This is a genomic window from Salinivibrio sp. VGrn1 (assembly GCF_009377995.1).
In the GTDB taxonomy this organism is placed as follows: domain Bacteria; phylum Pseudomonadota; class Gammaproteobacteria; order Enterobacterales; family Vibrionaceae; genus Salinivibrio; species Salinivibrio siamensis.
Genome location: NZ_SATA01000005.1, coordinates 123,101 through 137,801 on the forward strand (window position 1 = coordinate 123,101; position 14,701 = coordinate 137,801).

General features: G+C 50.0%; 15 protein-coding genes and 1 pseudogene. All 16 read left to right on the plus strand.

What is annotated here, in order from left to right; translation table 11 throughout:
* Positions 1-161: 161 nt before the first annotated feature.
* On the plus strand, positions 162-1,007 hold the full coding sequence (locus EHW56_RS09485) for a hypothetical protein (RefSeq protein WP_152800407.1): 846 nt from the start codon (positions 162-164) through the stop codon (positions 1,005-1,007).
* Complete coding sequence (locus EHW56_RS09490; protein ID WP_152800408.1) at positions 1,004-1,435, plus strand: hypothetical protein; 432 nt, start codon at positions 1,004-1,006, stop codon at positions 1,433-1,435. Before EHW56_RS09485 ends, EHW56_RS09490 begins: the two co-directional genes overlap by 4 nt.
* Positions 1,436-1,702: 267 nt before the next feature.
* A complete protein-coding gene (locus tag EHW56_RS09500; protein WP_025675502.1) occupies positions 1,703-2,002 on the plus strand; it encodes a hypothetical protein in 300 nt (99 codons plus the stop codon).
* Positions 1,999-2,277, plus strand: a complete 279-nt coding sequence (gene tnpB, locus EHW56_RS09505) for an IS66 family insertion sequence element accessory protein TnpB (RefSeq protein ID WP_152800410.1) — start codon at positions 1,999-2,001, stop codon at positions 2,275-2,277. The genes EHW56_RS09500 and tnpB overlap by 4 nt, the downstream gene beginning before the upstream one ends.
* Before the next feature lies 1 nt (position 2,278).
* A pseudogene (locus tag EHW56_RS09510) lies at positions 2,279-2,986 on the plus strand (IS66 family transposase); the annotation flags it as partial.
* Positions 2,987-3,230: 244 nt separating this feature from the next.
* A complete protein-coding gene (locus EHW56_RS15405) occupies positions 3,231-3,554 on the plus strand; it encodes a hypothetical protein (RefSeq protein ID WP_152800411.1) in 324 nt (107 codons plus the stop codon).
* A gap of 94 nt (positions 3,555-3,648) precedes the next feature.
* Positions 3,649-4,029: a hypothetical protein gene (locus EHW56_RS09520; protein WP_216644452.1), complete on the plus strand. Its 381-nt coding sequence runs from the start codon at positions 3,649-3,651 to the stop codon at positions 4,027-4,029.
* Positions 4,030-4,149: 120 nt separating this feature from the next.
* A complete protein-coding gene (locus EHW56_RS09525; protein WP_152800413.1) occupies positions 4,150-4,779 on the plus strand; it encodes a recombinase family protein in 630 nt (209 codons plus the stop codon).
* A 41-nt stretch (positions 4,780-4,820) separates the two neighbouring features.
* Positions 4,821-4,976, plus strand: coding sequence for a hypothetical protein (locus EHW56_RS15320; RefSeq protein WP_172970615.1), 156 nt, complete (start codon positions 4,821-4,823; stop codon positions 4,974-4,976).
* 110 nt (positions 4,977-5,086) lie between these two features.
* Complete coding sequence (mobI, locus tag EHW56_RS09530; protein WP_152800414.1) at positions 5,087-5,659, plus strand: conjugative transfer protein MobI(A/C); 573 nt, start codon at positions 5,087-5,089, stop codon at positions 5,657-5,659.
* Between the two features lie 188 nt (positions 5,660-5,847).
* A complete protein-coding gene (locus tag EHW56_RS15550) occupies positions 5,848-6,774 on the plus strand; it encodes a WYL domain-containing protein (protein WP_216644453.1) in 927 nt (308 codons plus the stop codon).
* A 27-nt stretch (positions 6,775-6,801) separates the two neighbouring features.
* Positions 6,802-9,060 carry a class I SAM-dependent DNA methyltransferase gene (locus EHW56_RS09540; protein WP_152800415.1) on the plus strand — a complete coding sequence of 753 codons (2,259 nt, stop codon included), beginning with the start codon at positions 6,802-6,804 and terminating at the stop codon, positions 9,058-9,060.
* 2 nt (positions 9,061-9,062) lie between these two features.
* Positions 9,063-10,424, plus strand: coding sequence for a restriction endonuclease subunit S (locus EHW56_RS09545; protein ID WP_152800416.1), 1,362 nt, complete (start codon positions 9,063-9,065; stop codon positions 10,422-10,424).
* Entirely contained in the window at positions 10,417-10,575 is a 159-nt protein-coding gene (locus EHW56_RS09550) for a hypothetical protein (protein WP_194163157.1), read from the plus strand. Before EHW56_RS09545 ends, EHW56_RS09550 begins: the two co-directional genes overlap by 8 nt.
* A gap of 103 nt (positions 10,576-10,678) precedes the next feature.
* Positions 10,679-11,548 (plus strand): DUF3800 domain-containing protein, encoded by an 870-nt coding sequence (locus EHW56_RS09555; protein WP_152800417.1) that lies wholly within the window; start codon positions 10,679-10,681, stop codon positions 11,546-11,548.
* A 96-nt stretch (positions 11,549-11,644) separates the two neighbouring features.
* Entirely contained in the window at positions 11,645-14,683 is a 3,039-nt protein-coding gene (locus EHW56_RS09560) for a type I restriction endonuclease subunit R (protein WP_152800418.1), read from the plus strand.
* The last annotated feature ends 18 nt before the right edge of the window (positions 14,684-14,701 follow it).

The following is a 14,701-nucleotide window of genomic DNA, read 5'->3' on the forward strand; positions in this document are numbered from 1 at the left end:
ACCCGCAAGTCTAGCAATAGCGGTGCTCCCAGCTCACATCTGCTGATATATTGAAGTTTGTGATAACAGAACAAAGTGTTGATTTAATTAACTATTTTTTGATTTTACTCTTGCGTGTTTGAAGATTCGTGCCAGTATTTTAGAAAATGCAGGAGTTCAAAATGACTAAATTGAAGACCATTTTTTTTGCTGCAACCACAGCCGCGCTGGCGGGTTGCGCAGCTACGCCTCGGAAGTATGACGACGAATCATCCCGTGCACTGAACCTGGCCCGAGCAGGCGGTGTCTATGATCAAGATCTGCGGGACTCATCAGATGGTACTCGCTCTTACCGCAAAGGCTTGTTCACAACGTTTTTAGATGTCGCCAGCTTGGCGACTTCATTTGATGCCCCACTTCGACATTTGTCTGGAACTCAGACTTTTATGTTCAACGCGACTGACATTATGGCGACGCCGGATAATCCTTCGGCGCGCCCCAGTCTTATTGGCTGGATGCCGGGATCACTGGCGGCGAATGAGGATGACGCCTATAAGCACTATGTTGCCGTCGTAGATAAGGCCATCACTCAAGCAGCCGAATCGATGGCAATTACGGCAACGAAACTCACAGACGTGAAGACGCCGGAGATTGACGGGCACCCTCTCATGCTGTGGTCGGTAACAGCCGAGCGATATGGCTGTGCCGATAGCAACTGCATCATCGCCTACAACATCCAACAACCGAATCACTGGAAGACTCCAAGCTATGTCACTGGGAGAGAAGCTGCCAGTTATAATATCGCTGCCAACCATCCCGAGGAATATTCTCGGCTGATATTTCGGCAGTCCGGTGACGAACGCACCTTTCCAGTAGGTGAGTTTTATAGTGCTGTCAGCGCCGACATGCCTCCCTGGATAGTGATGTACTTTCCACCAAAGCATGTGGTGAAGAATGGCCAATCTCTCCCATATCCAGTGTTGTATGAGCAAGGAGAACAACTGCTGTTTAAGGAGCCTGCATTATGAAAAGTGAATATCAGGATCTAGACAATATTGTTTTGGCGATGGATGAAGTCCAAACGGATCCCATAATTCTTACTTACCTGATCAGTCATCTATTGACGAGAAATTCGGTGTTTCATCAGCCTAGAGTTGGATGTGTCAAATGCAAGAGCACGGGAGAATTAGTCTATCCCCATAGCTGGATTGAGCTTCCAGGTGGTTGGACTGTTGATCTTAGACTGAATCAGGCTTTCAACACGTTCGACCGTTATCCGCAAGGCATTTTCGAGCCATCATCCTACCGGAACCTTCAGTATTTCGGTATGCCCCTTACCGTGCCCGAATTCGAACCATCTGAATTCGATGAAATGACTGATTTTATGTTTTCCAAGTTATTCAGTGTGCAAGGACTGGATACTCGAGTGAGCGGAGGTTGCTATGACTGCATTTGAGTGGGGAATGCTTGGGCTATTCCTATTTTTTAGTTTGGTCACCTTCTGGTGTCTTTACAGCTATAGGGCCAACCAGAAATTGTCAGGCCAAGGCAAACCTCAAGCTGAAGAGTGGGAGGGAAAACATGAGTCAAAATCTCAAAAATGATTTAGTAAATATAATGTTGCTTGGTGTTCTGCTATTCGGATTGATGGTAAGCGGTCAATAAACCCCACATACCCATAAGACACGGGCTTTGCCATAGTACCTTTTTAAGCGGAGGTACCATGAAACAAGCACAAAAACGCGCGCACTGGGCGGCGATCATTGAACAACAAAAGCAAAGCACAGTATCCATCAAGCAGTTTTGCCAAGACAATGCTATTCCCTATCAAACTTTCTATTATTGGTCGAAGCGATTACGTGAGCACGAGCAAGCGCAAACCGTGCAGCCGGTCGTGGTCGAGGCATCCGGTCACTTACCTGGGGCGTCCGTCGTGCTTGTCTTTGCCAATGGCATTCGCGCCGAGTTACCCGCCACGCTCAACGCGGCGCAAATCAAACACTGGGTGGATGCACTGCAATGACCCCTTCTGGCAAGGTATTCTTGGTCTCTGGCGTCACCGATATGCGCAAGTCGATTGACGGTCTATCATTGATCGTGGCCGAGCAGCTTGAGATGGATCCCTTTAGTGAAGCCTGGTTTATCTTCTGTAATCGTGGTCGCGATAAGCTCAAAATCTTATTCTGGGATACCAATGGGTTTTGGCTGTATTACCGCCGCCTAGAAAAGGGCACCTTCAAGTGGCCTCGCCCAAGCCCTGACGGCGTGATTACCCTGAGTAAACCTGTAGTGGCATAGTGAATTTACCGACCACCCAGTGGTGATTTATGATTATCAACTCAGTCGAGCCGGCGCGTGTGTGCGTGAGTTCCTGGGCGATTATCAGGGTTATCTTCTGTCCGATGGTTACAGTGCTTACGACACGGTAGACGGTGTGACGCAAGCAGCGTGTATGGCCCATGTTCGCCGTAAATTTACCGATGCGCAAAAGGCGTCGCCCTCGAAAAAAGCCGGCAAGCCAGAAAAAGCGCTGACCTTCATCAGCAAGCTTTACGGCATCGAGCGACGCGGGAAACACTTATCGGCCGAGGCTCGGCAACAACTCAGACAGCAAGAAAGTCTGCCTCTGTTAAATGACTTTAAACGCTGGCTTGATAGTATGCATGTGTTACCCAAAGGCGCCTTAGGCCAGGCCATCACGTATGCGAAAAATCAGTGGCCCAAGCTGCTGACCTATCTGGAAGATGGGCGTATTAGCATCGACAACAATGTGACAGAGCGAGACATCCGCCCGTTCGCCACGGGTCGAAAGAACTGGATGTTCTCGACATCTGTCGGTGGAGCAAAAGCGAGTGCTAATCTGTATAGCTTGGTAATGACATGCCGTGCCAATGACATCAATCCCTATTATTACTTCCGGTACCTGTTCGCTGAATTACCTAAGCGCTCGCCATCGGATGATATGTCAGATCTGATGCCATGGTGTGTGGAACTCAGTGATGTGTAGGCGTTCACCGGTTTATTGACCGCTTACGGAATTCCTGAGCCTTTTCCGGTTTCCTGTCACCTCGTCTCACCCGAAGAAAACCTACCCGCAAGTCTAGCAAGAGCGGTGCTCCCAGCTCACATATGCTGATATATTGGAGTTTGTTCCAACAGTACAAAGTATTGATTTAAATAACTATTTTTTGATTTTACTCTTGCGTGTTTGAAAATTCGTGCCAGTATTTTAGAAAACGCAGGAGTTCAAAATGACTAAATTGAAGACCATTTTTTTTGCTGCAACCACAGCCGCGCTGGCGGGTTGCGCAGCTACGCCTCGGAAGTATGACGACGAATCATCCCGTGCACTGAACCTGGCCCGTGCCGGTGGCGTTTACGATCAGGATCTGCGGCTCAGACAGTGGCTGGGCGATGAGGACGACCTCCCTCATGGCGTATTCCAGCAATCCAACTATCCGCGAGTTCGATATCAAGGCACTGCGTGGATGATTTCAAGCCTGGACACGGAGGATTTGAGGGCGATGACAAATGATGCTTATAGCAAGGTGAAACTTCCATGGCTGGCCGGGTAAGCCGCTGCGGCCTGACGCCGGGTAAAACTTGTATTTTCTCAGGTTCTGGTATCTTCGAAGTAAAGAGTTATCGGGGACTGAAACCATGGTGAGGGTGACAAAAATAGTAGCAGTGGGGCTCGCCGGGATCGGCGTTGTGGAGCTCGCCTTAAGGGGTACCGATGCAGCGCTTTACGCATGGTATCTATTGTTCGTGCTCTGGGTGGTCGCACTGTTCATTCGCTTCGCATTGGCCGTAGTCGATGCTTACAAGACGGTTTTCGCCAAGGGACCCGATGGGGAAATGACGATTCCTGAATTTGAGAAAAAGATGGCGTCGTTTAGTCGAGGCGGTGGTAGGGAAGAAAATGGTCCAAGTAGCACGACAACCTCCAGCACCGGGAGTCAAGAAGGCGCAGGCGATCTGTTCGATGACTTCAGAGTCAATCCGATCTTCCGGGAAGACGATCCGTTCGGGGAGTTTTTCGACTCTTGAGGTGGTTCCTGATGGGTACACATCAGGAGAACCAACAATGCAGGCCGTTCAACATGATAAGGAACCATTTAAAACAGACCGGCCAGGCGGAACCACTTATAACAGACTGAGGAGGCCTTAATGTTTATACGCGCCTATTTGAGAGCATCGACCCAGGAACAAAATGCCGCGAGGGCCAAAGCATCGCTAATCCAGTTTGCCGAGCAACACGATCAGCGCATTGCTGCCTTTTATACCGAGAACGTCTCCGGTGCCACGCTGCATCGCCCCGAACTGATGCGACTGATCGCCGAATCTGGTGAGGGTGACATTGTGCTGGTAGAACAGATAGACCGGCTTGCCCGTCTGAAAAAGCAGGACTGGGACACGCTCAAACAGAAGCTGGCAGCCAAGCGATTGGCGATTGTCTCGCCAGAACTGCCCACGAGTTGGCTTGCACTGGACAAGAAGGATGACTCCGGCTTTACCGATTCCATATTGCAGGCTGTCAACAGCATGATGCTCGACATGCTGGCAGCGGTAGCTCGCAAAGATTACGAGGATAGGCGTCGACGCCAGAACCAAGGGATCAACAAGGCTCGCAGCGAGGGTAAGTATCAGGGGCGTCAACCTGATCTGAAGAAGCGACAACACATCGCCAGTTTACTGCGCTCCGGTCATAGCTATAGTGAAATCCAGGACATCCTGGGTTGTTCGCGCCATCTGATTGCCTCTGTCGCAAAGGAACAAAGGGAGTCAGATGCAGCATAGGCTGAAATTTGCACTCAAAGAACGAAAACAGGAGAACTCACATGATCGATATGTCCGTCACACTCATTGCTTTCCTCGGCTTTGTTGCCGTTATCCTGGCGATCTGCGGCATCACATATCTGAATGCTGACAAGCTGGAAGCATTTCTCAACCGGAAGCTTAAAACTCGCCGCCCGGTCGATAAAAATTCCAGATAATTTGGGGTAAACGGCTACTTTTGCCCAAATTGGTAAATTAGGGAGCCGTGGGTTTGTCTGCACTACCAGTAGCATTTCTCTTGAACATCAACCAACACAGGAGAGAGCTAATGAACAAACCCAAAACTATCCAGGAAATTACTGAGCAGTGGCATGAGATGGCGCGTGCCAAGGAATTTGATCATTACCAGGGGCGGCGAATGGCGCTTGATCACTGTCGACAGTACTTACAATCGCTATTCAAAAGCTTGGATATGGAGCGAGCGCGTCTACGCTATCTCGCTCAGCGACTGTCGGACCATTTTTGGGCACACAATGAGGCTCATCGAACCAAGGAAACGAGAGGCTACCCTGGCCATCACGGCTGCCGGGTAAGAATGCTGCGTGGTAGTTTAGAAATGCATTGGTACTACAACACCTTTGTACGGGTGAAAAACGGTAAGGGACATGCAGTTTTCAGTGAACATATCCGCCGAGCCCTGAAGCACCGCTATTCAAAGCCCGCCTTTAACCGAGCACACGATTGGGAAAGGCCGATCATTGAGGAGACCGAAGCCGGATTTGAGATGGTGCGTATCATAAATGCAAACCTCACTCACATGCGACGTCTCGTCAGAGCAAACCTAAAGCAGTTGGATCGCTTGGAGGCGCATTTAGATAGCCTTCAGCCTCCGGAATCCTAAACAAAAGCCGTTCAGGCCCGTCCCCTTCCGGCGGGCTTTACGCACCCATTTTTTCCATCTGGAAAGGAGTCAACACTTTCACATGTGAAAGCTCTAAAGGACGAATCAAAATGATTGCATGATATAGGTTTGTGTAATAAGGTGGCTAACATTCTCGAATAGAAAGTTTAGTCAAAAAAGGTGCGAACGTGCCTGGAAACGCCGCCTTAAAGCTTAAAAATCACTCACACGCCCAGCGCGAGCGCTTGGCGTTCATTGATTTCTGCCTGCAATACCATGGCTCAGTGGGCCGTAGTGAGCTGATGGCGCACTTCGGCACCGCAGTCGCCTCCAGCACCCGGGACTTCACACTCTACCGTGAGCTAGCCCACGAGAACTTGATCCTCCGTCACGAAAACAAGCGCTACTACCGTACCGACAACTATCAGCCTCTGTTCTACCATGAGCCCCATGCCGCCTTGAAAACCCTGGCTCACGGCTTTGGCGACGGGTTATCGATGACTCCTGGCCAGTCTGGTTTCTGTGAGGATGCACCAGATTTGATCGCGCCACCACAGGATGTGCTGGCGACAGTGAGCCGGGCCATCAGCCAACAACAGGCTGTGCGGATGATCTACCAGTCCCTCAGTTCAGGCGCTAGCGAGCGTGTGGTTGTGCCGCACAGCATCGTCAACAACGGCCAGCGTTGGCACATGCGCGGCTACTGCCGAAAACGCGATGCGTTCCGAGATTTTGTCTGCAATCGCATCACCAGTGTGAGTATCGCCAAAGCGGATATCGCAGAGCATGAGCATCAAATGTCGGATGCCGAATGGAATGAGCAACTGACCTTAGAGCTCATCCCGCACCCGTGCCACAGCCATCCGGAGGCTATTGCGCTGGATTTTAACATGTCCCGGCAGAACAACCAGCCGGTCTGGCAGCTCAGCGTCCGTGCCGCTCGTGCTGGTTACCTGCTACGCCATTGGAACGTGGACTGTAGCCCCGATCATCGGTTGCCAGAGCAGGAATATCACCTGTGGCTGCGTAATCACAACATTCTTGAACACTGCGCTAACGCTGTCCTGGCTCCTGGCTATATCGACACGCATGGCAAGGCAGCGCCAAGTCGTTAACAACAGATATTAAATAGCGAGAACAGCATGCAACAAAACCATCATCAAAATCTTGTCGGCTTCATCTGGAACATCGCTAACAAGCTCCGAGGCCCGTATCGGCCACCCCAGTACCGGCGGGTAATGCTACCAATGATCGTCTTGCGTCGTTTTGACTTGGTATTGGCGGAAAACCAGAAAAAAGTACTGGCTGAGAAGGAACGCCTGGAAGCGCGTGGCATAACCGGCCCGGCACTGGAAAAGGCGCTTTCACGTATTGCCACCAGTGGCCGCAAACAGGAACTGTTCAATACCAGCGGCTTCACCTTCGATAAGCTGCTGGCCGATCCGCCTAACATTGCGGGCAACATGATTGCCTACATCCAAGGTTTCTCACCCCGCGCTCGGGACATCTTTGACAAGTTCGATTTCGAGGCGGAAATCGCCAAACTGGACGAGGCCAACCGCCTTTTTCTGATTCTCACAGAATTCTGTAGAAACGAAATTGATCTCTCACCTAAGGCCCTCAGCAACCTACAGATGGGCTATTTGTTTGAAGAGCTGGTCAGAAAGTTTAACGAACAGGCTAACGAAGAGGCCGGGGACCACTTTACCCCCCGCGAAGTCATCCGATTGATGGTGCAGCTGCTGTTTACCGATGAAGAAGGTGTCTTCGCGCCAGGCATTTACCGCAGCATTTACGACCCAACTGCAGGTACCGGTGGCATGCTCTCGGAAGCGGAAAAATACATTTGTGGCGATGGTACACACAACGGCTTAAACCCAGATGCCCACATCGAGCTTTTTGGCCAGGAGTACAACCCGGAATCCTACGCCATTTGTTGCTCAGACCTCCTGATCAAAGACGAACCCATCGACAACCTCATCTATGGGGACACGCTGGGCATGAAAGACGCCAAGAACAAAAACAATGGCTTCGTACCTTACGATGGCCACCAGGAGAATAAGTTCCACTACATGCTTTCCAACCCACCTTTTGGGGTGGAGTGGAAGCCAGAAGAAGGTTTTGTGCGTGAAGAATATAAGAATCAGGGGTTTTCTGGCCGCTTTGGTGCCGGTCTACCCCGCATCAATGACGGCTCGCTGCTGTTTCTGCAGCACATGATCGCCAAGATGCACAACCCGCCGAAAATAGTGGGTGATATCAATGAAGGTGGCGACGGCTCCAAGATTGCCGTGGTCTTTAACGGCTCCCCCTTGTTTACGGGCGATGCCGGTAGCGGAGAAAGCAATATTCGCCGCTGGATTATCGAAAACGACCTGCTTGATGCCATCGTGGCCCTGCCAGATCAGATGTTCTACAACACCGGCATTTACACCTACATCTGGATTGTCAGTAACCGAAAGCCAGAATACCGCCGTGGGAAAGTGCAACTAATCGACGGCACCCGTCATTACAAAAAGATGGACAAAAGTCTGGGTAACAAGCGAAACGAGCTGGCCGAGGAGCATATCCGCGAGCTGGTGCGCCTCTACGCCGAATATCAGCATGAGGCGACCTCTGTAGCGCCGGTACATACCAAAGGGTCATCAAAACCAACCGGAACCGAAACCCGTACCGCCAGCAAGATCTTTAATAACCACGAGTTTGGCTATCTGAAGATCACAGTGGAACGCCCTTTACGGCTGAATTTCCAAGCTAGTCCTGAGCGCATTGTTCGACTCGACGAGAAGATGGCTTTTGCCAACCTGGCTACCAGTAAAAAGCGTAAAAACCCAGCGGTCTATCAGGCGGAAATTGAGGCGGGCAAACAGACTCAAGCTGCCATCAAGGACCTGCTGGAAGAACTGGATGGCAACATCCTTTATCGGAACCGAGACGAGTTCGAAACTGTATTGAATAAGGCTTTGAAAAAAGCCGATCTCAAGGTGGGAGCTCCAGCCAAGAAGGCGATATTGGCCGCGCTGTCAGAACGAGATCCGCAAGCCGACATTTGCCGTGATAAGAAAGGCAATCCAGAGGCTGATCCAGAACTGCGTGATACCGAAAATGTGCAGCTACCTGCTGATATCAGCCTGCCCTTGCCGCTGAAATACGACAACGAAACCGGTCATGACAAGCTGCTTGCGTTGGTAAAGGACCATTGTGAGGCCTACCTCGCTGCGGAGGTTTTGCCGCATGTACCTGATGCCTGGATTGACCATAGCAAAACCAAAGTGGGTTACGAGATTCCGCTGAATCGCCATTTCTATGTCTATGAGCCACCACGTCCACTGGAAGAAATCGCTGGTGAGATTAGTCAGTTGGAAAAGGAAATCGTCGCTATGTTGGCGGAGGTGGTTTGATAATGAAGCAAGTAGGATACCCAAGCTATAAAACGACAAAATCTCCGTGGCTTGCATTTATACCGGAACATTGGGAAGAGAAGCGTCTCAAAGATGTCGCCACATACAATGACGAGAGTTTGGATGAAAAAACCGATCCAGACTTTGAAATTGAGTATGTCGATATCTCCAGTGTGTCATTGACACATGGTATCGAAAAAACCGAATTATTAGCTTTTGAGAAAGCGCCATCCCGTGCGCGTCGCAAAGTCAGACATGGCGATGTCATAGTTTCGACTGTACGCACATATCTCAAAGCAATTGCTCCTATAAAGAACCCTCCTCTCAATATGGTTGTCTCGACGGGATTTGCAGTAATTCGCCCTCGTCCGAGTTTAGATGCCCGATTTGCTGGTTACATGTTGCAGTCCAATGGATTCGTCGGCGACGTTGTCGCTAACTCGGTTGGAGTGAGTTATCCAGCGATCAATGCGAGTGACCTAGCTCGTTTACCATTTGCAGAACCACCATTGCCTGAACAAATAAGAATATCAGACTTCCTTGACCACAAAACTGCTCAGATTGATGCACTGATTGCCAAAAAGCAGTCTCTATTGAACAAGCTGGCTGAGCAACGCACGGCTTTAATCAGTCAGGCAGTTACCAAAGGGCTTGATCCCTCGGTATCTATGAAAGACTCAGGGGTTGATTGGTTGGGAGAGATTCCTGCGCACTGGAGTTATAAAAGACTAAAGTTTTTGGTTGCTGTGCAAGGTGGAGGCACTCCAAATACAGGCAAGCCTGAGTATTGGAATGGTGATATCCCTTGGGTTTCACCAAAAGATATGAAATACGATTTCATCGATACAACAGAGGATTACCTGACCCAGAAAGGCGTTGAAGAAAGTGCCACTAGGTTGATTAATTCGAATGCAGTATTGATTGTAGTTCGCTCAGGAATATTACGACACACGATTCCAGTCGCAAGAAATACGTGCGTGGTCTCGCTTAATCAAGACATGAAAGCTCTAACAACCAATACAGAACTTAATCCAGGTTATTTGCACTGGTTTATTAACGGGCTGCAAAAAGGTCTCTTACCTTTATGGAGTAAGCCAGGCTGCACAGTAGAAAGTATAGAATTAAACTATTTGCTGAACACCCATATCCCTCTACCGCCTCATGACGAACAACAGCAAATAGAGGATTATGTTGCCGATATTCGTGACGACTTCAATAATCGTATGGCGAAAGTTGAAAAAGTTATTCAAAAACTAAATGAATACCGCTCAGCCCTGATTACTAACGCCGTCACCGGCAAAATCGACGTGCGGGGCTTCTGCATACCCACTTCCGCTGAGCAAAAGGAGGTTGCCCATGGCTGATACACTGTCCACCAATACCCACCATGAAAGCTTTGAAGGCATCCGCAGAGAGGATGAGCATTGTAACGACGTCGCAGAGCATTTTGTCGATGTGCGCAAAATGGTTGGTATCGGCCGCGTCTTTAAGTTAAAGGAAACACTACATCTTTAGCTTAGCACCGGGTAAGTTAAGGCAATAGGATAGTAATAATATGCCAGATAACAACGCCAATAACACTGAAGAGCTGGCTTCAACGACATACGAAGGCTGAATAATGACTGATAAACAACAGCTACCTTTGTTCGAACAGGATCCCTCTGCTGGTTCAGATAATGAAGCAAAGCCTTCTGAAAAAGACCAGGCTGAAAGTATCTTCAGTAAATACATTGTGTACGTGGATGAAAGCGGTGACCATGGTATGGAAACCATTGATCCACAGTACCCCCTGTTTGTTCTGGCTTTCTGTGTGTTCCAAAAGCGACATTACAGTGAGCAGGTTGTCTCGGCACTGGAAAAGTTCAAGTTCAATCATTTTGGGCATGATCAGGTGGTATTGCATGAAAATGAAATTCGTAAGGAAAAAGGGCAGTTCAATATTTTTCGCAGCCGGGAACAGAAGCACCAGTTCCTACATGAACTGACTGAAATAATTGAGCACAGCAACTTCATTCTTATTAGTTGCGTCATTGATAAACGGCGCCTTAAAAAGCAGGATTCCGCGGAAGGAAACCCCTACCACATCGCCCTCGGCTTTTGTCTTGAAAAACTCTATGAGTTCCTGCTGGAAAAGGAACAGCAAACATTGCTAACCCATGTCGTGGTCGAACGGCGCGGCCCCAGGGAAGATGACGAGCTGGAACTCGAATTTCGGCGGATTTGTGATCGCAACAACACGAGAGGTATCCCATTGCCTTTTGATGTCTTGTTTGCTGATAAGAAAGTGATGTCGTCTGGGCTACAGCTTGCTGATTTGGTCGCCCGCCCTATAGGAATTAGCATTTTAAGACCCGAACAGATGAACAGAGCATTCGATGTACTCAAATATAAGTTTTACTGCGACGGAGGAAGGCATTGTGTTGGAGAAGGATATGAAGACATGGGCTTGATGATTTATCCGCCTCCAAAAAGCGAAAAGCCCCGATGAAACTCACCGAGGCCTAAACGCCGACCGGGCACCCCCAATCCATTTGAGTAGAATTATAGTCAGGGATTTACCCAAGATGCAACAGGAATTCATAAAATGCACAAAGAAATCGACTTTGAAAACGCCATCGAGCAGGCGCTGATCACCCAGGGTGGCTATCAAAAGGGAGATCCTACCAGTTTCGATGCTGAAACCGCCTTGTTCCCGGCGGATGTCGTAAGCTTTGTGCAAAAGACACAACCCAAGATCTGGGATCGGTTGAACAACCTGGATGCGAGCAAGGCCGAGAGCATGCTCCTTGATGCCCTAACTAAGGAACTGGCCACAAAAGGCGCCCTGACCGTGCTGCGCGAGGGCTTCAAGTGCGTCGGCAAGTCGGTGAAGCTGGCTTATTTTGCTCCCAATACCAGTATTGATACCGGCGCGGCTGAACGATACGCCGCGAACAGGCTTACCGTGGTTCGTCAGGTACATACTAAGACGGGCGCAATTCCTGACATGGTACTGGCTGTGAATGGTCTCCCAGTTGCCACACTGGAGCTGAAAAATGCCATGTCGGCGACCGGGTGGACCGTTGAAAATGCCAAGTCCCAGTACCGTTTCGAACGAAACCCTAAAGACCCGCTGTTCGCCTTCAAGAATCGCTGCCTGGTGCATTTTGCAGTAGATACCGAGCAAGCGTTTATGACGACCCACCTGGAGGGTAAGGATACCTTTTTCCTACCCTTCAACCGGGGTTTTAATCACGGCGCTGGCAATCCGCCCATGGAAGGTGATGTTCGTACCGCTTACCTCTGGGAAGAGGTGCTGGAGAGGGACAGCCTGATGGATATCCTCGCCCGTTTTCTGCACCTTCAGGTAGAGGAGAAAACGGTCGTGACCGAAAAGGGTATCAAGCGCCACCGCAAGGAAACGCTGATTTTCCCCCGGTATCACCAACTGGATGCCGTAAGGTCTCTGACCCAGCACGCAAAAGCCAAGGGCTCCGGCCATAACTATCTCGTACAGCACTCTGCGGGTTCCGGTAAATCCAACTCCATTGCCTGGTTGGCCCATCGCTTGTCCAGTCTGCACGATGCTAATAACGAGAAAGTATTCCATTCTGTGGTGGTGATTACTGACCGCCGGGTACTCGACCAGCAATTGCAGAACACCATCTTCCAGTTCGAGCACAAGTTGGGCGTTGTACAGAAGATCGACGAGAATACTCAGCAACTGGCCAAGGCACTGGCTGACGGCGTGCCTATCATCATCTCGACGATCCAGAAATTCCCCTTCATCAGTCAGGCCATCCGCACGCTGGAGCAAAAAGGCAAAGGCATCTCAATTTCGACGGAAGGCAAACGCTTCGCGGTGATTGTGGATGAGGCACACAGCTCGCAGAGTGGTGAAACCGCTATGGAGCTGCGGAAAATCCTCAACAAGGATGGCATCGAGTCAGCCATCGCTGAGCAGTTGCTGGACATGGAGGATGAGAGCCTTAGCGAAGAGGCGAAAAAGGAGCTCATCCGGGAGCAGCTCAAACGTGCCAAACAGCCCAACCTGAGCTTTTTCGCGTTCACCGCTACCCCCAAGTTTAAGACCATGGCTGTATTCAACGAGCCGGGACGAAACGGAGAAGCTCCGTTCCATCACTACAGTATGCGGCAGGCCATTGAGGAGGGCTTTATTCATGACGTTTTGGCCCACTACTCCTGCTACAAGCGTTATTACAAGCTGATCCAGAAGGTGGAGGATGATCCTGAAGTACCTCGTCGCAAAGCTGCGCGGGCGCTGGCTCGTTTTGTTTCCTTTCACGATTATGAGATAGCGCAGAAGGTTGAGGTGATCGTTGAACACTTCCGCACTCATACCCGTCACAAGATCGGTGGCCGTGCAAAGGCCATGGTAGTGACCAGCTCTCGTGAACATGCGGTGCGCTACAAGCTGGGCTTCGACAAGTACATCAAATCTAAAGGCTATACGGATGTGAAGTCCCTTGTAGCCTTCTCGGGAGAGATCGCGCTCAAGGAATATGCTGACAAGACATTTACCGAAGTCGGTATGAACGAGGGCATTAAGGAGTCTGAGCTACCGGATAAATTCAACACCGAGGAATACCAGGTATTGTTGGTTGCTGAAAAATACCAAACCGGCTTTGACGAGCCACTGCTTCACAGCATGTATGTGGATAAGAAGCTATCAGGCATTCAGGCGGTACAAACGCTGTCACGACTTAACCGAACAGCCAGGGGCAAGACAGATACCTTTGTCCTGGACTTCGTGAATGAGCCGGATGAAATCTACAAGGCGTTCAAACCCTACTACGAGGTGACCACCAAGGAAGAGGATACCGACCCTCAGCAGCTCAATAACCTGGCCCACACCCTGTCCACCTGGCAGATTTTTACGGAGGGTGAGGTGAGCGCTTGGAGCGAGATCTGGTTCCGTAACCGACTGAACTCGACGGGCGGCGAGCACAAGAAGCTGAACAGTCTGATTGACTTGGCTGTCGAGCGTTTCAAGAAATTGAGCGAGGAAGACCAAGCTCTGTTCAAGGGGCAGTTGGTCAGCTTTCGTAATCTGTATGGATTCGTTGCCCAGATTATTCCTTATCAGGACTCGGATCACGAGAAGCTGTACACCTATTCTCGTTTCTTGCTCACCAAGCTGCCTTATACTGCCGATACGCGCACGGTGCAGGTCGATGATGAGGTAGAGCTGAAGTACTACCGACTGCAGAAAATCAGTGAGGGAGCTATCGACCTGAAGACAGGAGAACCGGAAGCCCTGTATGGCCCGACAGAGGTCGGTACTGGCCAGGCAGACGAGGAAGTGCAGTTATCGACACTGGTTGACAAGCTAAACGACCGATTTGGTACTGAGTTTACCCCGGCGGATCAGCTGTTTTTCGATCAGGTGAAGGAAACTGCCGTTGCCAATGAACAGTTACGCCAAGCCGTCATGGCTAATAGCCTGGAGAACTTCGAACCGGTATTTAACAAGCAGCTTGAAAACTTGTTTGTAGAGCGAATGGACGGCAACGAGGACATCTTCATACGCCTGATGAACGACGAGTCCTTCCGCAATATTGCCTCTCAGTATCTGATGCGGGCTGTGTATAACCAAGTCAAAACCAACGTTGGCTCGCATTAACAGAACAAAAGAGGGATA